General features: G+C 58.3%; 20 protein-coding genes. 14 read left to right on the top strand and 6 right to left on the bottom strand.

Annotated elements, in window-relative coordinates:
- The first annotated feature begins 4 nt into the window (after positions 1 to 4).
- From MJA45_RS18095 to MJA45_RS18065, 7 genes are all read left to right on the top strand, one after another.
- Complete coding sequence (locus MJA45_RS18095; protein ID WP_315603307.1) at positions 5 to 889, top strand: carbohydrate ABC transporter permease; 885 nt, start codon at positions 5 to 7, stop codon at positions 887 to 889.
- A 27-nt stretch (positions 890 to 916) separates the two neighbouring features.
- On the top strand, positions 917 to 2,401 hold the full coding sequence (locus MJA45_RS18090; RefSeq protein WP_315603306.1) for a type 2 periplasmic-binding domain-containing protein: 1,485 nt from the start codon (positions 917 to 919) through the stop codon (positions 2,399 to 2,401).
- Between the two features lie 89 nt (positions 2,402 to 2,490).
- Entirely contained in the window at positions 2,491 to 3,669 is a 1,179-nt protein-coding gene (locus MJA45_RS18085) for an ADP-ribosylglycohydrolase family protein (RefSeq protein WP_315603305.1), read from the top strand.
- A gap of 44 nt (positions 3,670 to 3,713) precedes the next feature.
- On the top strand, positions 3,714 to 5,771 hold the full coding sequence (locus tag MJA45_RS18080; RefSeq protein ID WP_315603304.1) for an ADP-ribosylglycohydrolase family protein: 2,058 nt from the start codon (positions 3,714 to 3,716) through the stop codon (positions 5,769 to 5,771).
- Positions 5,768 to 6,670 carry a ribokinase gene (rbsK, locus tag MJA45_RS18075; protein WP_315603303.1) on the top strand — a complete coding sequence of 301 codons (903 nt, stop codon included), beginning with the start codon at positions 5,768 to 5,770 and terminating at the stop codon, positions 6,668 to 6,670. Before MJA45_RS18080 ends, rbsK begins: the two co-directional genes overlap by 4 nt.
- Before the next feature lie 7 nt (positions 6,671 to 6,677).
- A complete protein-coding gene (locus tag MJA45_RS18070) occupies positions 6,678 to 7,583 on the top strand; it encodes an alpha/beta hydrolase (RefSeq protein ID WP_315603302.1) in 906 nt (301 codons plus the stop codon).
- A gap of 261 nt (positions 7,584 to 7,844) precedes the next feature.
- Positions 7,845 to 9,773 (top strand): methyl-accepting chemotaxis protein, encoded by a 1,929-nt coding sequence (locus MJA45_RS18065; RefSeq protein WP_315603301.1) that lies wholly within the window; start codon positions 7,845 to 7,847, stop codon positions 9,771 to 9,773.
- A gap of 105 nt (positions 9,774 to 9,878) precedes the next feature.
- On the opposite strand, the gene MJA45_RS18060 is transcribed toward MJA45_RS18065, so the two are convergent.
- Positions 9,879 to 10,724 (bottom strand): helix-turn-helix transcriptional regulator, encoded by an 846-nt coding sequence (locus tag MJA45_RS18060; protein ID WP_315603300.1) that lies wholly within the window; start codon positions 10,722 to 10,724, stop codon positions 9,879 to 9,881.
- Positions 10,725 to 10,853: 129 nt separating this feature from the next.
- On the opposite strand from MJA45_RS18060, the gene fabF reads away from it, so the two are divergent.
- Positions 10,854 to 12,101, top strand: coding sequence for a beta-ketoacyl-ACP synthase II (gene fabF / locus MJA45_RS18055; protein ID WP_315603299.1), 1,248 nt, complete (start codon positions 10,854 to 10,856; stop codon positions 12,099 to 12,101).
- Between the two features lie 158 nt (positions 12,102 to 12,259).
- Here the strand turns inward: fabF and urtE are convergent, their stop codons facing one another.
- The 5 genes from urtE to urtA all read right to left on the bottom strand — a co-directional run bounded on the left by urtE (position 12,260) and on the right by urtA (position 17,295).
- Positions 12,260 to 12,955 carry an urea ABC transporter ATP-binding subunit UrtE gene (gene urtE / locus MJA45_RS18050; protein WP_315603298.1) on the bottom strand — a complete coding sequence of 232 codons (696 nt, stop codon included), beginning with the start codon at positions 12,953 to 12,955 and terminating at the stop codon, positions 12,260 to 12,262.
- Complete coding sequence (gene urtD, locus MJA45_RS18045; protein ID WP_315603297.1) at positions 12,948 to 13,733, bottom strand: urea ABC transporter ATP-binding protein UrtD; 786 nt, start codon at positions 13,731 to 13,733, stop codon at positions 12,948 to 12,950. Before urtD ends, urtE begins: the two co-directional genes overlap by 8 nt.
- Positions 13,734 to 13,783: 50 nt before the next feature.
- Positions 13,784 to 14,962: an urea ABC transporter permease subunit UrtC gene (gene urtC / locus MJA45_RS18040; protein WP_315603296.1), complete on the bottom strand. Its 1,179-nt coding sequence runs from the start codon at positions 14,960 to 14,962 to the stop codon at positions 13,784 to 13,786.
- 62 nt (positions 14,963 to 15,024) lie between these two features.
- Positions 15,025 to 15,930, bottom strand: a complete 906-nt coding sequence (urtB, locus tag MJA45_RS18035; RefSeq protein ID WP_315603295.1) for an urea ABC transporter permease subunit UrtB — start codon at positions 15,928 to 15,930, stop codon at positions 15,025 to 15,027.
- 90 nt (positions 15,931 to 16,020) lie between these two features.
- On the bottom strand, positions 16,021 to 17,295 hold the full coding sequence (gene urtA / locus MJA45_RS18030; RefSeq protein WP_315603294.1) for an urea ABC transporter substrate-binding protein: 1,275 nt from the start codon (positions 17,293 to 17,295) through the stop codon (positions 16,021 to 16,023).
- A 236-nt stretch (positions 17,296 to 17,531) separates the two neighbouring features.
- On the opposite strand from urtA, the gene MJA45_RS18025 reads away from it, so the two are divergent.
- The 6 genes from MJA45_RS18025 to MJA45_RS18000 all read left to right on the top strand — a co-directional run bounded on the left by MJA45_RS18025 (position 17,532) and on the right by MJA45_RS18000 (position 22,303).
- A complete protein-coding gene (locus MJA45_RS18025) occupies positions 17,532 to 17,858 on the top strand; it encodes an urease subunit gamma (RefSeq protein WP_315603293.1) in 327 nt (108 codons plus the stop codon).
- Positions 17,855 to 18,241, top strand: coding sequence for an urease subunit beta (gene ureB / locus MJA45_RS18020; RefSeq protein WP_315603292.1), 387 nt, complete (start codon positions 17,855 to 17,857; stop codon positions 18,239 to 18,241). Before MJA45_RS18025 ends, ureB begins: the two co-directional genes overlap by 4 nt.
- Positions 18,225 to 19,967, top strand: coding sequence for an urease subunit alpha (gene ureC / locus MJA45_RS18015; RefSeq protein WP_315603291.1), 1,743 nt, complete (start codon positions 18,225 to 18,227; stop codon positions 19,965 to 19,967). The genes ureB and ureC overlap by 17 nt, the downstream gene beginning before the upstream one ends.
- A 62-nt stretch (positions 19,968 to 20,029) precedes the next feature.
- On the top strand, positions 20,030 to 20,731 hold the full coding sequence (locus tag MJA45_RS18010) for an urease accessory protein UreF (RefSeq protein WP_315603290.1): 702 nt from the start codon (positions 20,030 to 20,032) through the stop codon (positions 20,729 to 20,731).
- Positions 20,732 to 20,769: 38 nt separating this feature from the next.
- Entirely contained in the window at positions 20,770 to 21,432 is a 663-nt protein-coding gene (ureG, locus tag MJA45_RS18005) for an urease accessory protein UreG (RefSeq protein ID WP_315603289.1), read from the top strand.
- Complete coding sequence (locus MJA45_RS18000; RefSeq protein WP_315603288.1) at positions 21,425 to 22,303, top strand: urease accessory protein UreD; 879 nt, start codon at positions 21,425 to 21,427, stop codon at positions 22,301 to 22,303. The genes ureG and MJA45_RS18000 overlap by 8 nt, the downstream gene beginning before the upstream one ends.
- The last annotated feature ends 71 nt before the right edge of the window (positions 22,304 to 22,374 follow it).

Genomic DNA, 22,374 nt, shown 5'->3' with positions numbered 1-22,374 from the left:
TGCTATGACAGGAAAAAAAATTACCGTTTCCAAGACGTTCCTTGCGCTCCTTCTGAGCCTTATGACGCTATCCATGTTCGTGCCGATCGTCAATCTCTTCGCCAAATCGCTTTCCCATCCGAATCAGGTGCATCTGCTTCGCGGATACGAGGTCCTGCCGAGGGGATTCTCGCTCATCAATTTCGAGGTGGTGCTTCATAATCCGATCATTGTCCGCGCCGTGATGAATTCCTTGTTCATTACCGTGACGGGCACCCTGTTGAGTCTTCTGTTTACCACGATGTCGGCCTATGTGCTGACCCGAAAAAAGCTCGTCGGCAAGACGCCCCTGATGGTCTTCCTGATTGTCATCATGATTTTCGAGCCGGGAATCGTTCCGGAGTATATGGTCATCAAATCGCTGGGGCTGCTCGACAACCTGTGGGCGATGGTGCTGTACCGGACGATTAACGTCTTTTACTTGATCATCATGATGAGATTTATCGAGGAGATCCCGGATTCCCTGCTGGAAGCGGCCAAAATCGACGGGGCCGGCCATGTCAAGCTCTTTACCCGGATCGTGCTCCCCCTGTCGAGGATCCCGCTATTAACCATCGGTATGTTTTATGCCGTAGCCCGCTGGAACGAGTTCTTCAAATCGAGCATCTTCCTGTCCAGCCGGGATCACACGGTGCTGCAGGTGCTTCTGCGCCAGTTCATTGTAGAGAGGGACACGACGGCGATGATTGATGCCGCCGAGCTGCTTAAGAACAGCGGGATCGCCCAGCTCGACTTCGGTTCCCTGAAAGCGGCTACGATCGTGATAGCCATGATTCCGATTCTTATGCTCTATCCCATTATCCTGAAGTATTACACCAAAGGGGTTATGGATGGCGGCGTTAAAGAATAAAGCAACCACAAAAGGGAGGAAACAAAGATGAACAAAAAGCTTGTCACGCTCGCCGCGATTCTCATGACGGTGACCACGGCTTGCAGCACGGGGGGAAACAAAACGAGCGGGGGCGCTTCTCCGGCACCGGGCGGATCGGCAGCGGCCACAGGCGGCAGCCAGCCGGTTACCCTTACGATCGTGAGCAAGGACTTCCAGCCGGAGGATGCTAACGTCCAGCGTAAGGTGAAAGCGATTGAGGAGGCTATGAAGGCGGACGGAAAGAACGTGAAGCTGCAGGTTCTGCCTGTTCAAAGCGGCACTTATTCCGAGAAGCTCGGTCTCATTCTCCAAAGCGGAAACATTCCGGATTTGATCTACTTCCAGGGGGGAGACTACAACTTCGCCATCACGCAGAAGATTCTGGAGGACCTGACCCCTTACGTCGACAAGTCGACCAACATCAAGGCTTCCCTTAACGACTACAACAAAGAGCGGATGAAGAATTACCCTTATCTGCTGTGGCTGTCGCCGCCGATCAGCGCTGTTCCGGTCGTCCGGCAGGATATTCTTGACAAAGCCCCTTCCGGCAAAGAAGCGATAGCGAACCCGACCACCGATAATTACTATAAGTTCTTCAAGGAGTTGAAGGAGAAGGCCGGCGTGAAATACGCCTATACCACGGCAGGCACGATCGACGAGCTGGATTCGATGTTCGGGCAGTCCTTCGGATTGACGTCCACTTGGATCAAAGGAGCAGACGGGAAATACTCGTACGGCAAAACGACGCAGGCGGAGAAGGAGAAGCTCGACTTCTATGCGAAGCTGTACAAGGAAGGCCTGCTCGATCCCGAATTCCTGACCAAGAAGTGGGACACGAAGGAAAAAGCGTTTTATGACGGCCAGGCCGGCATTATTGCGGGCAGCCAAGGTAAGGTCATCGACGTCTACAATACCAAAGCGATAAGCCAGAACGGCGCAGGAGCCAAGGTCGTTCCGCTTCCTCCCGCCAAGGGCAAGGCGCAGGGCTATACCCCGGTTGATGTCTCGAAGGAAAGCCGCGGGTGGGCCGTTTCCAAAACGTCCAAGAACAAGGACATGGCCTTCGCCGTGCTGGAATACATGGCAGGGGAGAAAGGCCAGATTATCGACAAGATCGGCATCGAGGGGTCGGAATATACGATGGCTAACGGCAAAATCAAGCTGACGGACAAATTCGCCGCCTGGTATCCTAATTTCGTCGAGTCGATTACGAATTTCAAAGCCCCTATGGATCCGTCCACGCCCTATCTGACCGAGCCGGCGATGAAATCGCTGGAGATGTTTACCTCCATGTCCACGAAGGACAATTCGTTCGTCATACCGTCTGACCTTGCCTCCAAGTGGGATGCGGCAAATGCCGTTTACAAGGAATTTGCGGCCAACATGGTCACCGGAAAGAAAACGGCCGCCGACTTCGACAAGTTCGTAGCCGACTGGAATGCGGCTGGCGGCAAGGACGTTACGGATTACGCGAACAAAACGATTAAGTAAAGACTTTCCGCAAACTACCGTCCCCGCAAAGGATTCAACCGGGAGTCCGGGTTACGCCTTTTGCGGGGATGGTGACAGGAGGGAACGGTGTGGTTTCTTTTGCAGAGAGGGTAAGGGGAGTGGTCTTCGGTACAGCCTTCGGAGATGCGCTTGGAGCTGTTGTGGAGAAAATGCCTTACCGGGAAATCAGGGACACGTACGGAAGAGTGGAAACGGTCAATACGAGGTGGTGGAAGGCCGATTGGCCAGAGGATAAAAGACTGGGCCGAATGAGAGGCAACGGCATTGTCACGGACGATACCTTGATGACGCTCGCGCTGATGAGGGTGTATGAAACAGAAAGAAGACACCTGGACGCTTATGACTTGGCGAATGAATTCATGAAGGAAATCGCCTTCCGGCCTTGCTACATCCCGGAAATGGGTAAGGAAGCGCTCATTCTGGACCGGCTGTTCTATCCCGAGAAGCACCTGTTCAACCGGCATGTTCTCGCCAACTGCGAGCCGCGGGAGGGCGGCTACGGAAATATGGTAAACTGCGGTGCGGCCATGTATATGGCTCCAATCGGCATCGTGAATGCCGGCAATCCGAAGGGTGCTTATGACGAAGCGATTTTGTTTGCGTCCGGCCACCAGGTGAGCTACGGGCTGGAGGCGGCGGGGGTTATGGCCTGCTGTGTGGCCAAAGCATTCGAGCCGGATGTCACGGTGGAGGATATTGCGAATACCGCTTGGGAGTTTGCCAAGGACGGCACCAAGAGGGCCATCCAGGACATTTGCGAGATAGCGTTAAGCCTGCGGGGCGGGAAGGAAGACCGGGAAGAAGTGGTCCGTAGGTTTCATGAGGGGATTGCCCGCTATTCACCGATGGGGGACGATGTTAACCGGAGTCTGGACAAAGTCGGTATTCCGTCCAATCATTACACCCCGAGCCGCTTGTTCTCGATTGAAGAGCTTCCTCTTGCTCTTGGTTATTTGGTTCTGCATGAGGGGGACTTTATGGAAAGTGTCAAGGACGGCGTAAGCTCCGGACGGGATACGGACTCGATCGGGGTCATGATCGGGGCCATTCTGGGGGCGATGCACGGTGGTGAGGCCATTCCGCGCGAAGAGAAGGAGCAGCTGGAGATGGCGAGCAGGCAAGACCTGGAGAGGCACAGCAGCCGCTTTGCCGAGACGGCGGCTGCCATTATCCGCAAGGATCTCGAGAGAAGCGCTGTGAGAGGCCGGCAGCTGAATATAGAAGAGGAAGGGCGGAGAGAAGATTGATTCCTGACCAATACTTGGAAAAGATTTATGCAGGTTACCTGGGGATGAATATTGGCATAAGGCTGGGGGCTCCGGTGGAACCGACCATCTGGACTTATGAAAGAATACAGCAAACCTACGGCGAGATTACGGACTATGTGAAGGAATTCAAAAATTTTGCGGCGGACGATGATGCGAACGGGCCGTACTATTTCCTGCGTGCCCTATATGATGATGCTAAGGACCGGGACGTGACCCCGAACGACGTGGCGCGAGCCTGGCTGAATTATGCGCGCGAAGGCATCGGGATGTTCTGGTGGGGCGGGTACGGGGTCAGCACGGAGCATACGGCTTATATCAACCTGAAGAACGGCATCCCGGCTCCCCAGTCCGGCTCCATCCAGCAAAACGGGAGGATCATTGCGGAGCAGATCGGCGGCCAAATTTTTATCGATACCTGGGGCTTGGTGAACCCGGGTAACCCGAAGAAAGCGGCTGATTATGGCGAGGCGGCCGCGAGGGTATCGCATGACGGGGAAGGGGTTTGGGGCGCGCGCTTCTTCTGTGCCGCCATTTCCAAAGCCTTTGAAACGCCCGACATTGGGGAAATTCTGGAGGCTGGGTTGGCTCAAGTGCCCCCGGACTCGCTGTACAAAAAAGTAGCGGAGGCCGTGCTCGCCTTTCATGCGGAGCATCCGGACGACTGGCGGGCGTGCCGGGACATGCTGGAGCGGAAATGGGGCTATGACAAATACAAAGGCGTCTGCCACATGATTCCCAATGCCGGTGTCTGCATCTTGGCCATGATTTACGGGCAGGGAGATTTCAACCGGACGGTGGAGATTGCGACCATGTGCGGCTGGGATACGGATTGCAATGCCGGGAATGTCGGCACGGTCCTGGGGGTAGCCTGCGGGCTCAAGGGAATCGCGGAGAAATACCGCGGTCCCATCAATGATGCCATCGTGATGTCGGGCATCTCTGGCTTCCTTAACCTATTGGACATTCCGACTTATGCGAAAGAGCTGGCGATTCTAGGTTACCGGCTCGCAGGGGAGCCCTGTCCTTCCGAATTGCTGGACAGCTTTACCGAGCGTGATCTTTATTTTGACTTTGAGCTGCCGGGCTCGACCCATAACATCCGGATTTCGGATCCGTTCTTCTGCCGGGCCAAGCATTCCACGGAAAAAGCTTACAAAGGAACGGGCTCGTTGGAAATCCTGTTCGACCGCATGACCCGCGGAGAACAGTCGAAAATCTACTACAAGCCGTTCTACACAAGAGACGACTTCAGCGACGAACGGTACACACCGACCTTCTCTCCCCGGGTCTATTCCGGTCAAACGGTATCCATGAAGCTATATCTCGACCAGTGGAGCGGTAACGAGACGATGGGCTTCGCCCCTTATATCCGGCTGGCCAAAAGCAAAAAAGAGGTTCTCCAAGGCTACCGCAAGCTCATTAACGGAGAGTGGCTGGAGGTGGAGTTTACGATCCCGGATACGGATGGAGAGCTGATCGACGAGGTGGGCATCGTTCTGGAAGCCTACTCCACCCGTAAGCCGAAGAGCTTGGGCCGCCTCTTCCTCGACGAATTCCGTATTTACGGAAAAGCCCAGTACTCCATCGATTTCGGCAAGCAGCAGATGAGCTTCGGCTGCGTGACGCCCTTCTCCCATAACCACGGGGCCTGGAGCTTGACAGACGGCTCGATGTATCTGATGACGGCCGAGCAGAGCGAGGCTTATGCCGGTAATTACTTCTCCGACGATTATTCCTTGACGGTAACGGTTAATCCGCAAAACGGTTATTCCCATATGCTGGCGGTCCGCGCCCAAGGAGCCATGCGGGGGTACCATGCCGGTTTGGACGGGGAGAACGGGGTTTCGCTCTATGTTAACGATTTCGGGTTCCATAAGCTGGCAAGCTGTCCCTATGAGTGGACCTTCGACCGCGATTACGAGCTGAAGCTTACCGCCGCCGGCTCGGTCATCACTCTGCATATTGACGGCGAAGAGGTCCTGCGCACCGAGGACAGCCGGTTCGGTTACGGCATGTATGGAGTGAGCACCTTAGGGGCGGCACGCACCTTCTTCAAGACGTTGAAGGTGGAGGAGCTATGAAGATCATCGTCATCGGCAGCGCCAACATGGATATGGTGATGCAGACGAGCCGGATTCCAGAGGCTGGAGAGACGATTAGCGGCCGAGGCTTCTTCTTGTCCGGCGGCGGGAAAGGGGCCAACCAGGCGGTGTCCTGCTCCAAGATGGGGGCGGATACGTGGTTTCTGGGGAAAGTTGGAGATGACCTGTTCGGACGATCCATTCTGGAGAGCCTTACGGGCTTTGGGGTGCATACCGAATACGTGGCCGTCGAGAAGGGGGTTACGACAGGTGTAGCCGCCATTACCGTCTGCGAGGGAGACAACCGCATCATTCTGGATTCGGGCGCCAACGGCAGAATGACTCCCGCTTATATTCAAGCGTTTCAGAAAGAATTGCTTGCTGCCACAGCGGTCATGCTGCAGCTGGAGATTCCGCTCGATGCCGTAACCGAAGCCGTCCGTCTGGTCAAAGGGAAGGTTCCGATCTTTCTGAATCCAGCTCCCGCCGTGCCCTTGGCTGACGAGCTTCTTCGCGGGGTGGATTATTTTACACCCAACGAGATCGAATGCCGCACGTACACCGGGGTGAGCATCCATACGGTAGCGGATGCGTTCCGAGCGCTGACGATCCTGAAGGAGAAGGGGATCCGCTATCCGGTGGTCACGCTAGGCGAAAGAGGGCTCGTGTATTACAACGGAACGGATAACGTGTACAAGGAAGGGCGCAAGGTAGAGGCGATCGACACAACGGCTGCCGGGGATACCTTCTCCGGTACGCTCGCTGCCATGATCACATCCGGCAAATCGATGGATGAAGCGGTGGATGTCGCCCAGTATGCTTCGTCCATCACTGTGACGCGTTTAGGTGCTCAGACCTCCATCCCCCTCCTGTCGGAAGTCGGTTTAGCTCGGGAGTGAGTCTAAGATGAAAGAAGAGGCATTTTCCGGCCGGGCTTGCTTCGGGAGAACCGAAACCCACGAGCTGCACTCCTTCGGGGAGGATCCGGTTCCCGTTTCTTTCCGCTACAAGGTTTATTTGCCGGAGGGCTATGACGCCGGGAGGGAGAACGGGTATCCGGTGCTGTATTTGCTGCACGGCAGCGGAGGGGACGAAACCAGCTGGGACAACTTCCTGCCTTTCCTGAATGGAAGAACCGGCAGCGGCTCTCCGGAAGCCATGATAGCCGTGGCCCCTTCCGGCGGGAACAGCTTCTGGATTGATTCCCCCAAATACGGTCCCTACGAAACCGCCGTCATCCACCGGCTCGTTCCGGAGATCGATCGGAGGTATAACACCGTTCCCGGGCGGGAAGGCCGGTTTCTTGCAGGAGTCTCCATGGGCGGATACGGGGCCCTCCGATATGCGTTAACCTATCCGGGAATGTTTGGGGGAGCGGTGCTGCTGAGTCCCGCCGTTCAGGCGGAGGAGCCCCCGGCGACTTCACGGGCTGTGACGGGGGGAGCCTTTGGCGAGCCGTTCGACCGGAAGGCGTGGGACCGACTGAATTACCCGGCGGCTTTGGCGAGCTACGCCGCCCAGCCTTGGCAGGTCCCTATCTTTATCCTTGCCGGTGACGAGGATTGGAATCACTTAAGCGAGAAGGAGGACCTCCCAGAGGACGCTTGGCGTTATAATATGGAGGTTCAGGCTGTTCGTTTATACTTTGAGCTGCACCGGAAGAACTTGTATAACCGCTTCTATCCAAAAGGAGGGGAAGTGCCGGCAAGCCCGGCTGAGCTTCGAATCGTCAAGGGGGGACATACCGAATCGGTTTGGCTGCCGGGCTTTGTGGAGGGCGTGAGCTATCTGCTCCGTTATTACCGGGAATGAAGGGCGGCCAATCGAAATCGGTTGTGGCTGAATAAGAAGGCTTCGGATTAACGAACGAATTTGGTTCGGGTCCGAAGTCTTTTTGCATGGGGCTTATGGTAAGAATTGGATTCATCGAAATGCTGCGGAATTCCGATAACTATTTTATCAACCAAAAATGACAATCGGGGGACCGCCATGACAAACATACAAAAACAAAAAGCCCGGCAGACCAACATTCTGTTCCGACCAGGGAGGATGACATCCGTCCGCTTTCGGCTGATGGCTTCTTTCTTGCTTATCCTGTTGATTCCGAGCTTCGGAATCGGGTACTTTTCTTTTGATAGTGCGAGGGACACCCTCCGGGACCAGATTCATTCTTCCGCCGAAACGAATGTAAGGGCCGTTAACCAGATGATTGAGCAGTATATCCAGCCGGTGGTTAAGGAGACCGAGCTTCTCTCGGAGCAGCTGTCGACGGATTCGGTCGATAACCAGGACCGGGAAGTGCGCAAGCGGCTGGACCAATGGATAGCCAAGCACCCGGAGATCGAGCTTGTTACGATCGGGAACCATAACGGGGCGTGGATGAAGGCGCCGGATCCCGGCAAGCTCGAGTATGATCCCCGGCAAAGAGACTGGTATATCCAGGCCATGAGCAGTCCGGGCCGCATTACCATCTCCAAGCCCTACCCTTCGACCACGACGAAAAAGCCGGTTATTACGATCGCCCAAACTTTCCCGGACGGCAAAGGAGCGGTCGGGTTCAACCTGGATTTGCAGAAGCTAAGTGAAATGCTGCACGAGGTCAAAATCGGGCAGCAGGGTTATGTGTACCTGCTTGATGGCGACAGCAAGTATATCGTCCATCCCAAAAACCCTCCGGGGACCGCCGCTGCGGGCAGCCAATACGAGTACATGCTGAAGAACGACAGCGGAACGATTGCCTATCGGTTGAATGGTAAACCGAAGGAAGCGCTCTTTGCGACGAATGCGCTTACAGGCTGGAAGATAGCGGGGACCATGGAGGTGGCGGAATACAGCGAGGCCGCGAGGCCTATTCTGATAAGAACGGTGGAGGTGGTGGCCGGCTCGATCCTGGTTTTCTCCCTGATGGCCTGGTTGTTCCTACGCACCATTCTTGGTCCTCTTCGGGAGCTTCAGCAGGGAGCGGACCGCATCAAAGCAGGCGACCTCGGAGGACGGATCCGCCTCACCCGCCGGGACGAATTCGGCGCACTCGGGGGAAGCTTTAACGAGATGGCGGCTTCCTTGTCCGCCCTCGTCCGGGAAATGGCCGATACGTCCGGGCAGCTGGCCGCCTCCTCGCAGCAAATGACCGCCATTACCGAACAGACGGCCGATTCCGTCCAGCATGTGACGGAATCCATTCAGCAGGTGGCGGGGGCGGGCGAAATTCAATCCCGGGCTGCCGGGGAAACGTCGCTTGCGGCTCAGGAAATGGCGGAAGGGATTCAGAAGGTCGCTTCGGCCGCCGGAGAGATGGCGGCTTCCGCCGCCCAAAGCGAACGGCATGCCCAGGCCGGCGGTGCGGCCGTACAGGAATTGAGCGGTCAGATGATGAGCATCCGTCAAGCGGTGGACGAATCGGCGGACACGATAGCCGGACTGTCCAGGCTGTCGGCGCAAATTCGCGATATGAATGATGCCATCGCCAATATGGCGGGACAAACCAACATTCTCTCGTTGAACGCCTCCATTGAGGCGGCGCGTGCGGGAGAACACGGCAGAGGGTTTGCCGTCGTGGCGGAGGAAATCCGCAAGCTGGCCGACCAGTCCAAGCGGACGGCGGATAACATCCAGGACGTGATTCTCCAGATGGCCGGGCTGATCGACGCAGCGGCAGGCGGGATGTCCGAGAAGGTGGCGAAGGAAATGGACAAGGGGTCGGAGGTTACCCTCAAGGTTGGAAGCGCCTTCCGGGACATGGAGGAATCCACCGAACGGATAGTGGGACAGATTCACGACGTGACGGCGGTTGCCGAGCAGATGTCCGCCAATGCCGAAGAGGTGGCGGCTGCCATGGAGGAGATTTCGTCGTCCGCCCAGCAGGCCGCGAGCCACATTCAAAGCGTGTCCGCCGCTTCCGAGGAGCAGCTTGCTTCCATGGAGGAGCTGACCTCCTCCTCCGCTCACCTGTCCGGCATGGCCGAGAAGCTCCAGCGGATGATTGACCGGTTTACTTTGTAAGGAAAGCAGCGGAGAACGGAAGAGCCCTCGTCATAACGGTGAGGGCTTCTTTGCCGTTTTATAAAACAGGTCACCCGGGTCACTCCACCGGAGGGACCGATCTCCTCACGAATTCACTCGTTCCATCAGCTTCTGAAGCTTGCCTTCGGTCGTGGAGTCGGGGGCCGGGGTGTATATGCTGCAACGCAAATCGGAATCCCCTTGAACTTGAAGGGAGGTCAGGGCAAACAGCATTTTTCCGGCCTTGGCATGCCGGAACTCGAGAAGGACCTCAGGGGCGGATCGGACCTCGCTCTGCTCCCACAGAAGCCCAAATTCGGGATGCGTTTCCTTCATCTCCGCCAGAAAGCGGCCGTACCACGGGTCTTCCAGATACTGGCCGTAATAAGCCCGGAAGATGGACAGGTAGGCCTTCGTGAATTGCTCCCAATTAACAGCCAGGCGCCGCAGCTCCTTTCTTGTAAAAAGCAGACGGATCATGTTGCGCTGCCCGGGTGGGATCTGGTCAAAGTCCAGGAAAACATGGGAAGCCGCCTCGTTCCAGCTAAGGATGGAAAACCGCCGGTCCGTCAAAATAGTCGGGCAGTAGCGGAGCTCATCCATAATCTTGCGCAGGGAGGGACCGATCACCGGGGGAGCCTCCTTCGGAACGGCCGCACCCGGTCCTGTATCCTGGGCGAGGGACAGCAAGTATTTGCGCTCATCGTTGGTGAGGCGCAGGGCCACGGCTATACAATCCAGCACCTCCGGGGACATCCGGATGTCTCTTCCTTGCTCGAGCCACGTGTACCAGGTAGGGCTGACACCCGCCAGCTGGGCGACCTCCTCTCGGCGCAGGCCGGGGGTACGCCTGCGCGTCCCCCGAAGGAATCCCGCTTCCTCGGGGGACAGCTTATCCCGCTTGGCTTTCAAAAAGGCTGACAGGGCTTGGCGTCTCGTTTCGCGATCCATGGGCAAGGCACTCTCCTTATTACCGGTTATCAGGGTGTTCCTAATACTAGGATAACCTATTCCTTGTAATAGGATAAAGAGGATGACAAACTAGAATTATTCTTACGAAAGATAAGGGAGGAAGAAGCCATGGAACGAGTCGTCATTACGGGAATGGGTGTGATTTCTCCGCTAGGCCATACTGTGGAGGAGTATTGGAGGAAGCTGGTTCGCGGGGAGTCGGGGGTCACGAGGATCGATACCTTTGATGTCTCGAGGCACAAAACGAAAATAGCCGGCCTGGTACGGAATTTCGACGGGGAAGGGTTATTTAGCCGTAAGGAAGCCCGGCGAATGGACCGCTTCTGCCAATTCGCTCTGGCGGCAGCCGAGCAGGCACGCGAGGATTCGGGGATCGATCTGGGGGCGATGGACCGGGAACGGCTCGGCGTCTTTGTCGGCTCGGGAGTGGGAGGACTGCAAACGCTGGTGGATCAGGACGGCATACTCCGTGAGAGGGGACCCGAGCGGGTCAGCCCGCTGCTCGTGCCCATGATGATCTCCAATATGGCCGCCGCCATGATCAGCATGAAGTGGGGGGCAAAGGGACCGTCCCTCTCCCCGGTTACGGCCTGTTCCATCGGGAACACCTCCATCGGCGAAGCTTACCGGCTGATCCGGGCGGGAGCCTTGGACGCCGTTGCCGCAGGAGGGGCGGAGGCCGCCGTTACCGAAATCGCCCTTGCCGGCTTCGGCAATGCGGCGGCCTTGTCCACCCGCAATGAGGAGCCGCAGCGGGCCAGCCGGCCGTTCGATGCCGGGCGGGACGGCTTCGTCATGGCAGAGGGAGCCGGCGTGCTCCTTCTGGAATCGCTGACCCATGCCCGGCGCCGGGGAGCGCGGCCCTATGCGGAGGTCATCGGCTACGGCGCGAGCTCGGACGCCTACCATATGGTAGCAACCCATCCGGAAGGAGCGGGGGCTTACCAAGCGATGAAGCAGGCTCTCGGGGAGGCAGGCCTCTCCCCGCAGGACGTCGACGTGATCAGCGCTCATGCCACCGGCACAGAAATCGGGGACCGGTCGGAAACGATGGCGATCAAGAAGCTCTTCGGTAAAGAGGCATACCGGATCCCGGTGACGGCGAACAAGTCCATGACGGGCCACCTGCTCGGGGCCTCGAGCGCCGTGGAGGCCATTGCCCTGGTGAAGACGCTGCAGGATAGCCTCATTCCTCCTACGATCAACCTGGAGAATGAGGACCCGGAATGCGATTTGGATTATGTTCCCGGGAAAGCAAGGGATAGCGGGGACCATCCGCTTCGGTTCGGGATATCCAATTCCTTCGGGTTCGGCGGGCACAATGCGGTCATCGCGCTGAAGGCTTTCCGGGAGTAAGATAATCGTAACGGGGACCGTGCTGTAAGAGAGAAGCCCGCTGGATCCAAATAAGGAACGAAAGACGCCGCGTGAGGACGGCGTCTTTTGTTTGGAAGAAGGAGGAATAGCGGGGCTCCAAGAGGGAAGGAGCGGGGAGGAACCGGCAGGCCGCAGTGTCAAACGGCCAAATGCTTACGGAGCAGCTCCTCCCCGAGCTCGGAGGGAGGGCCCTCTGCCGCGACGGCTCCTTTATCCAGGACGTAGCAATAATCCGCGATGCCCGCCGCAAAGCTCAGGCTTTGCTCGACGAGGAGAACGGAAAGACTTCGCTCGGCCTTGATCGACTCGATGACCCGCTCAATCTGCAGGACGACGGAGGGCTGAATGCCTTCCATAGGCTCGTCGAGCAGAAGCAGCTTGGGCCGGGAGACAAGGGCCCGGGCGATGGCGAGCTGCTGCTGCTGGCCGCCGCTCAGGTCCCCGCCTTTGCGGTCGGCCATTTCGTGAAGGACCGGGAACTGCTCATAAATGGAGTCGGGAATTCCGTCTTGGCGGGTGCGGGAGGCCTCCAGGCCTAGGAGCAGATTTTCCTTCACCGTCAGCCGGGGAAAGATTTCCCTTCCCTGCGGGACGTAGCCAATGCCGAGCCTCGCCCTCTTTTCGGTTTGTGCCGCGGTCATGTCCTGCTCCCCGAACCGGATCTCCCCCCGCTTGGGCCGAATAAGGCCCATGATGGTTTTGAGCAGGGTGGTTTTACCGACTCCGTTGCGGCCCATCAAACAGACGACCTGTCCCGGCTCCACCCGCAGCCGGATTCCCCGCAGCACCATGCTTTCCCCGTACCCGGATTCCACTCCCTGCATGCTAAGCATCCCGTTCCCCCCTTCGGCCCAAATAGACCTCCGCCACTTTGTCGTCGGCCTGAATTTCATCCATGGTTCCTTCACAGAGGACGGAACCCTCATGCATCACCGTCACGGTTTTGGCGAACCTGCGGACGAACTCCATGTCGTGCACCACGACAAGGACCGTTTGGCGGTCGTTGATTTTGTGCAGCAGTTCTCCGGTCTTCTCCGTTTCGCTGTCCGTCATGCCGGCAGCGGGTTCGTCAAGGAGCAGCAGCTCGGGCTCCTGAATGAGGAGCATCCCGATTTCCAGCCACTGCTTTTCTCCATGGGAGAGGGAACCCGCTTTATGAAGGGCTTTGCCGGCAAGCCCGATGAGCTCCAGATGCTCCCGCATTTTGCTGCGCTGGGCGGAAGTCGTCCGGGCGGTGAGGGAGCTGAGCAGGCCCCGCCGCTGCCGCATGGAGAGCAGCAGATTCTCTTCCACCGTCAAGGTGGAGAAGATAGAGGGAGCCTGAAACTTGCGGCCGATGCCCAGCTGGACAATCTGATGCTCCTGCTGTCTGGTCAAATCGATATGGCCCTGGTAGCGGACCGTACCGCGGGTAGGCTTAACCTTGCCGCACAGAACGTCCAGCAGGGTCGTTTTGCCCGCTCCGTTCGGACCGATGAGAAAGCGGAGCTCCGCGGGCATCAAGGTGAAGGAGAGGCCCCGGAGGGCTTTAAAGCCGTCGAAGGCAACCTCCACATCCTCCACTCGGATAAGTTCTCCTTCAGCGGCCAGGCTTGGTGACGGTTCATTCATTGTGGATCAGCCCCCCCTTGAAAATCTTAACTTCATTTGCGGATTAGGCACTAGAGTCCGTTCCTTTTCGGAGAGGCCGCTGCGGCTTTTCCCATGGCGGCACCTGACGAGGCCGCTACCGGCGTTCCGGCTGCCGGATGGCCCGCTCCCCTGCCCACGGGCTCGGGAGCGGACCCGGCTAAACCGGGCTCGCCTCTGGCGAACTTATCCCTTAGGGTGCCGACGATGCCTTTGGGCAGGAAGAGCACGACAAGGATGAACATGGCTCCAAGGATGATCGGCCACCATTCGGGATAGGCCTCGCTGAAGGTCGTTTTGGCGGCGTTGGTGAGAACGGCTCCGATCAGGGCCCCGATAACCGTCCCTCTTCCTCCTATGGCCACCCAAAGGACCATCTCGATCGAGGGGACGATGCCCATCTGGGCCGGGGAGATGATCCCTTCCTGCAGGACGAACAAAACCCCGGCTATTCCGGCGAGAGCGGCCGAGAAGCTGTAGATGAAGACCTTGTAAACAACGGGATTGTAGCCGATAAACCGGACCCGGTTCTCCCCGTCGCGGATGGCGACCAGAATTTTGCCGAACCGGCTGTTTACCAGCCACCGGCTGATCAGCAAGGTCGCGACAACGGCGGCCACGGTGACATAGTAGAAGATTCGCTTGGAGGAGGCGTCGCCAACGGGCATGCCCAGAAACGTATTGAAGCTGGTCAAGCCGTTGGTGCCGCCGGTGTAGCCCTGCTGGCCGACAAACAGCGTGACGGTGATCACGACCAAGGCTTGCGACAGAATGGAGAAGAACGTTCCCTTGATCCGGTTGCGGAAGGTCAGATAGCCCAGAACGGCGGCGACGGCCACCGGCAGCAGGATAGCTGCCGCAAAGGCAAAGCCGGCGGATTCGAAGGGAACCCAGAACCAGGGAAGTTTTTCCACGCCGCTCCAGGACATGAAATCCGGAAGCTCGCCGGGGGCGGCCGCCAGCTTGAGATGCATGGCCATGCAGTAAGCCCCTAGTCCGAAATAGACTCCGTGACCGAGACTAAGGATGCCGGTATAGCCCCAGATGAGATCCAGGCCGACCGCGAGAACCGCGTAAGCCAGAAATTTACCAAGCAGGGAAAGGCGGAATTCGGACAGGACCATCGGAGCCGCCAGCATCGCGGCAAGAAGCAGCAGAGAGAGCAGGAGCTTCCGGTTAAGGCTCAGGGAAGGACGAAACGATTGGATCATAGGGTGAATCCCTCCTAACGGCCGCCGGGAACCAAGGCGGCGGGAATGGGCTCGTTCGGCGGTTAATCCAGCGCCCGCGCCTTCCAGGAGACGAAACCGGACGGTCTCCACTGAAGGAAGGCGATGATCAGGCTGAAGACAATGACTTTGCCGAGCGTAGCGCTTGTGGTGTACTCGAAGGCGGTGTTGAGCACGCCGATGCCAAGGGCACCGGCCACGGTGCCGATCAGCTTGCCGATGCCGCCGAGCACGACCACCATGAACGCATCGACGATGTAGTACGTGCCGATCGTGGGGCCGATCGGGCCGACGAGCGTCAGGGCGCATCCGGCGATGCCCGCCATGCCGGAACCGAAGGCGAAGGCCTGCGCATCGACACGCCGGGTGGAGATGCCGAGGCTCGAAGCCATCGGACGATTCTGCATGACGGCCTGCATGCGCCGGCCTCCCCGCGTGTGATATTGATAGAAATAGATGACGGCGAGACAGACGAGGGCGAGGGCGAGAATGAACAGCCTTTTGTAAGGCAGGATAAGGTCCGCGCTCAGGACCAGCCCGCCCTCCAGCCATTCGGGGGCTTTCACCGCCACGTTAGGGGCTCCGAACAGCTGTCTCGCCAGCTGCTGCAGGACGAGGCTTACCCCCCAGGTGGCGAGCAGGCTGTCGAGAGGCCGCCCGTACAAGTGACGGATAAGCGTGATTTCGAGCAGCCATCCGACCGCAAAGGCGGCGGCGAACGCGGCTCCAAGCGACAGGATGAAGTACCACCCGAAGGCGGATGCCGGGAGCAGCTTCTGAAACAGCTGCTGGATGGTATAGGCCATATAAGCTCCGATCATGATGAATTCGCCGTGGGCCATGTTGATGACATTCATCAGGCCGAAGGTGATGGCGAGTCCAAGCCCGATCAGAAGCAGGATGGAGCTTAAGCTGATTCCGTTGAAAAGCTGCAGGAGCAGCAGAGCCATCGGGTTCACCTCCAGAGGTACCTAAGGAATTAGGGGACTGCCCGAAAGAGCAGTCCCGTGAAGCTTCCGGCAACGGAGCGTCCGGTGCTCTTACTTTTTCGTTACTTCGCTTCCCCAAGGATAGGTTTTGAGGAAGGGGTCGGGCTTAACCGGCTGGCCGGAGTTCCACACTTCCTTGAACTGGCCGTCCGCCTGCACCTGTCCGATGCGCACGGTCTTGTAGACGTGCTGGTTCTCCCCGTCGATCTTGACTTTCCCGCCAGGCGCCTGGAATTCCAATTCCTTAGCGGCCGCTTTTACCTTCTCGACCTCGAAGGAGCCGGCCTTCTTAACCGCCTCGGCCCAGAGGTAGACGCCGAAATAACCCGCTTCAATCGGATCGTCGGTTACCCGGTCCTTGCCGTATTTGGCTTTGTAGGCCTCGACGAACTTCTTGTTCTCCGGCGTGTCGGTCGTCTGGAAATAGTTCCAGGCTGCGTAATGGCCTTCCAGGACGGACGCCCCGATTCCCCGGATCTCTTCCTCGGCGATGCTGACGGACAGGGTGGTCAAGTCCTTGGAGGAGATGCCCGCATCCTTAAGCTGCTTGAAGAAAGCCACGTTGCTGTCCCCGTTCAGCGTATTGAAGATGACGTCAGGTTTATCTTTTTTAATCTTGCTGATGATGGTGTTGTAGTCGGTATGACCGAGCGGAGTGTATTCTTCCGCGATCAGCTGGCCGCCCTCGGCTTTGAGCTGTTCCTTGATGATTTTGTTGGCGGTACGGGGAAAGACATAGTCGGAACCGAGAAGGAAGAACTTCTTGCCTTTGTTCTGAAGCAGCCAGGTGACGGCCGGCACGATCTGCTGGTTCGTCGTGGCCCCCGTATAGAATATGTAGGGAGAGGATTCCAAGCCTTCGTACTGCACGGGATAGAAGAAGAGCCCTTTGTTCTGCTCTACGACGGGGAGAACGGCCTTGCGGCTTGATGACGTCCATCCGCCAAAGATAACCGCCGCCTTATCCTTCTGAAGGAGCTTCTTCGTCTTCTCCGCGAAGGTCGGCCAGTCCGATGCCCCATCCTCCACGATCGGCTTCAGCTGCTTGCCGAGAACCCCTCCGGCCTTATTGATCTCTTCAATGGCCATCATTTCCGCATCCTTAACCGATACCTCGCTGATGGACATGGTTCCGGTCAGCGAATGCAAAATGCCCACGGGAACCGCGTCCTCCTTTCCTCCCGCCGATGTCCCGGACGGTGAGGCGGCGGCTGCGGATGCCGGCGATTCCGAAGGACCAGCCGTTTGGGCTCCGCATCCAGCCATAAGAGCGGTAAGAGACAGGCAGGCCGCCAGCATAACACGCATTCCTTTTTGGTTTCTCATCCAACCACTCCCTTTGTGATTATTTTCCGTTTCCCCTTCGATCTTAAGCGAGTGATCGATTTAATGTCAATATACATGACATAAAAATATAGTGGATCAGCTATTTTAGAGGTTTTCGTGTAAAAAAATATACTGTGAAGGATTTACAAGTGAACTTTGTGGCTCTATAATCAGTTTCAAGCTTTCTATTTCGTTGTTTGTGTAATATTAACTAACATAAAGGGAGGGCAAGTCTTATGAATTTAACCGAGAGGGAAAAAGAGAAATTGATGATTACCGTCGCGGCCGAGCTTGCCAAACGGCGCCTGGCCCGGGGAGTCAAGCTTAACTATCCCGAGTGCATCGCTCTCCTTACTTCCGAGATTATGGAAGGAGCCCGGGACGGTTTATCGGTTGCGGAGCTTATGAGTCTCGGCACCCGAATTCTAACTTCAGAGCAGGTGATGGAGGGCATTCCCGAGATGATTCACGAGGTTCAGGTGGAAGCGACCTTCCCGGACGGCACCAAGCTGGTGACGGTTCATCAACCCATCGGGCCTGCCGGTATGGGGGTGACGCCATGATTCCGGGGGAATACCGGATAGGTCCCGGGGAGATCGAGTTGAACGCCGGCAGGAAGACACTCGCCCTCCTGGTCACCAACCGCGGCGACCGGCCGATCCAGGTCGGGTCTCATTATCATTTCTTCGAGGTGAACCGGGCCTTGGTCTTCACCCGGGACCGGGCCTTCGGGATGCGGCTCGACATTCCTTCGGGCACGGCCGTTCGCTTTGAGCCGGGGGAAGAGAAACCGGTCCGTCTCGTGGAACTAGGCGGCGCGAAGCTCTCCTACGGGCTTAACGGCCTGACTGGGGGAAGAGCCCTGCCCGGCTCCATTACGGAGCAGGCGGAGCGGCGTCTTAGGGAATGGCAGAAAGGAGGCCGAGGCGATGGCGCGAATGGATAAGAAAGCCTATGCGCAAATGTTCGGGCCGACCGTCGGAGATGCCGTCCGGCTCGCCGATACCGAGCTGTGGGCGGAGATCGAATATGATTACACCGTTTACGGCGAGGAATGCAAATTCGGGGGAGGCAAAGTGCTGCGGGACGGGATGGGCCAGTCGGGCCGACACACACGCGATCAAGGCGTGCTGGACACCGTCATAACCAATGCGATGCTGATCGATCACTGGGGGATCATCAAGGCGGATATCGGCATCAAGGACGGGAAGATTGCCGGGATCGGCAAGGCGGGCAACCCCGACCTGATGGACCGGGTCCAGCCCAACATGATCGTGGGCGCGGGAACGGAGGTCGTTGCAGGGGAAGGGCGGATCATCACCGCGGGAGGAATGGATTCGCATATCCATTATATCTGCCCCCAGCAGATTGAGACTGCTCTTGCCTCGGGCGTCACCACCATGATCGGCGGGGGAACGGGTCCGGCCGCCGGCACCAGCGCCACGACCTGCACCCCCGGGGCTTGGCACATGCACCGGATGCTGGAGGCGGCCGAGGCGTTTCCCATGAACCTGGGCTTCACCGGCAAGGGCAACGCCTCCTTCCCGGAGCCCCTCGTGGAGCAGGTGAAGGCGGGAGCCATCGGGCTTAAGCTGCATGAGGACTGGGGAACGACCCCCGCCGCGATCGATGCCTGCCTGAGCGTGGCCGACGCGTATGATGTTCAAGTGGCGATTCACACGGATACGCTTAATGAATCCGGCTTCGTGGAGGATACGACGGCGGCGATCGGGGGAAGGACGATTCACACCTACCATACGGAAGGGGCGGGAGGCGGACACGCGCCGGATATCATCAAGATCGCCTCCGAGCCGAACGTGCTGCCGTCTTCGACCAATCCGACCCGGCCCTACACGGTCAATACGATAGAAGAGCATCTCGATATGCTCATGGTGTGCCATCATCTGGACAGCCGCATACCGGAGGACGTCGCCTTCGCCGATTCGCGGATCCGTCCCGAGACGATTGCGGCCGAAGACATTCTGCACGACCTCGGCGTGTTCAGCATGATCAGCTCGGATTCCCAGGCGATGGGCCGGGTCGGGGAAGTGATCCTCCGGACTTGGCAAACCGCGGATAAAATGAAGAAGCAGCGCGGCCCTCTGCCGGATCCTTCCGCACCGAAGGAGTCGGGTCCCTCACCGGGGGAGGAGAACGATAACTTCCGCATTAAACGCTATATTGCTAAATATACGATCAACCCGGCCATTACCCATGGAGTCTCCCATCTGGTCGGTTCCGTGGAGGTCGGTAAGCTGGCGGACCTGGTGGTCTGGCATCCCATGTTCTTCGGGGTAAAACCCGACATGGTTCTCAAGGGGGGGATGATTGCCTACGCCCAGATGGGGGATCCGAACGCCTCCATTCCGACCCCCCAGCCTGTATTTGGCCGGCCCATGTTCGGCGCCTTCGGTAAGGCCCTCCGGCACAGCATCACCTTCGTGTCCCAAGCGGCCTACGAGGCGGGCGTTCACCGGGAGCTCGGGCTGAAGAAAAGAATCGAGCCCGTGCGAAACTGCCGGAACGTGTCAAAGCGGGACATGATCCATAATGGGGCCACCCCGCAAATAGAGGTCAATCCCGAAACCTACGAAGTCAAGGTGGATGGAGAGCCGGTGGGCTGTGAGCCGGCGTCCGTGCTTCCCATGGCCCAGCGGTATTTTCTTTTTTGACCGCGAGCCGGCAGGAGCCGGTCCATCATGGTCCCCAACCCAACCGGAAGGAGGAGAAGCGCATGGAAAACAGCGCCGGTCCCGCCTGGCTGTCCTACCTGCAGCTGCTGGATTCCGCCCTCCCCATCGGGGGCTTCAGCCATTCCTTCGGGCTGGAGACGCTAGTGCAGACGGGCGCCGTCAGCCGGGCCGGGCAGCTTAGGGAATACATCGAGACCATGCTTCACCACAGCTGGGCGCCGGTAGATGCCATGGCGGTAAAAGCCGTCTATGCGTATGTCCCCCGGCAGGAATGGGGCGTTCTGTGGCGGGTCGACCACCGGCTGCACGTCCAGAGAACCGCATCCGAAACGCGCGACGGGGTCGCCAAGATGGGACGCCGGCTCTACAGCTTGACCCGTTCGCTTTATCCCGCGCTGCCCTGGGAGCCCCTTCACCAGGCGATACAGGATTCGCGCTGCCCGGGAACCCATCCTCTGATTCATGGATGGGTCAGCTTTCACCTCGACGTTCCGCTTGCTATGGCCGTCGAAGGCTACCTGTACACGTGTGTGCAGACCTGCATCAACAGCGGGTTGAGGCTCATGGCGATCGGACAGACGGAGGGGCAGAGGCTGCTCGCCTCCCTGCTCCCCGTCATTACGGAAGCCTGGAAAGAGGCGGAAGGGCTTGATCCGGCGGAGGACGGCTTCGGCAGCGTTCCCCAGGCCGATTTGGCCATGATCCGCCACGAGTCCCTGTATTCGCGGCTGTTTATGTCTTAACCTTTTATAAACCTAACCATTAAAGGAGGCCACACACCATGTGCCAAGGAAGCCATCATCATCACCATACCTGGGAAACTCCTAACGAACAGAAACTGGACCGTCCGATGAGAATCGGGATAGGGGGCCCGGTCGGTTCGGGCAAAACCGCTCTTGTCGAAAGGCTGGCGAGAAGACTGCAAGGCCCGTACAGCGTCGCTGTTATTACCAACGATATTTACACAAAGGAGGATGCCCGCATCCTGGTTCATTCCGAGGCTCTTCCCGAGGAGCGGATTATCGGCGTGGAAACGGGAGGCTGCCCGCATACGGCGATCCGCGAGGATGCATCGATGAATTTCGAGGCGGTCGAAGAGCTGGAAAGCCGATTCGGGGATCTCGACATCATCTTCATCGAAAGCGGCGGGGATAATCTGGCCGCGGCCTTCAGCCCGGAGCTCGTCGACCGGTTCATTTATATTATCGACGTGGCCCAGGGCGAGAAAATTCCACGCAAGGGCGGACCGGGCATCATGCGGTCGGATATGCTCATCATTAACAAAATCGATCTCGCCCCGCACGTAGGGGCAAGCCTTGCGGTGATGGAGGAGGATACGCTCCGGATGCGGGGGGATCGTCCGTTTGTCTTCTCCAATTTGTTCAGCGGCCAAGGCCTGGATACCATTGTGGAATGGGTGAAGACGGAACACCGCCATGCCTAGCCTAACCGGCTGTCTCTCCGCGGTCTTTTGCCATATGGAAGGCCAAACGAGGCTTGCCGGCAAGCATCACCAGTATCCGCTGAAGATCGCCAAGCCCTTTCCCTTGGAAGACGGCCAGCTCGGGGTCTATGTGATGGACGCCTCGCCGGGGATTCTGGCCGGGGACCGGTACGTTATGGATTGGAGGGTGGGGGAGGGCGCGCAAGTCTTGATCACCAACCAGTCCTATACGAAGGTTCACCCGGCCCGGAAGTCCCCGAACGAGGAGGCTTTGCCAAGCAGCCAGATCCAGACTTTTGCCCTTGGGCGGAACAGCTGCGTCGAGTATATGCCGGAGCCTCTGATGCTGTATGGGGACGCCGTGTTCGAGAGCCGGACCGAGGTGACCATGGAAGAAGGAGCGGTGCTGCTCTTTAGCGATGTGGTGACGCCCGGCCGGACGCTTCGGGGGGAGGTCTTCCGGTTTGAGAAATACCGCAGCTCCTTCTCGGTCAACTATGCGGGTGAGCTCATCTACAGCTCGCGCCAGCAGCTGGAGCCTGGCCGGCGGAGGGCCGACCGGCTGGGAAGCTGGGGCCGATACACCCATACGGGCTCCCTCTATGTATTCAGCGATCGCGTGGATGCTTCCTTCGTGGAAGGATTGCGCCAGGCGCTGGAGCATGGCGCCGATACTCTCCGGATAGAGGTCCCGCCGGAAGAGGACGTTCCCCGACCTTTGGATTACGGCATCAGCCAGACGTACAAGCACGGGCTGGTGCTGTCCGCGATGGGCAGCCGCTCCTATGAAATCCAAGGACTGCTGGACTTGGCCTGGGGCTTTGTCCGCCGGGAGCTTCTCGGCCGGCCGCCTCTGACCATACGCAAGTAGCCCTGCAGCAAGAGCCGGCCATGCCGTTCTGCTGCTCGATGACCAGCCTCAGACGGGAGGCTGGTTTTTTT

This window comes from Paenibacillus aurantius (assembly GCF_032268605.1).
GTDB lineage: Bacteria > Bacillota > Bacilli > Paenibacillales > NBRC-103111 > Paenibacillus_AO > Paenibacillus_AO aurantius.
The sequence above is the reverse complement of the archived record's forward strand: the minus strand, read 5'-3'. Positions and strand labels throughout refer to the sequence as shown.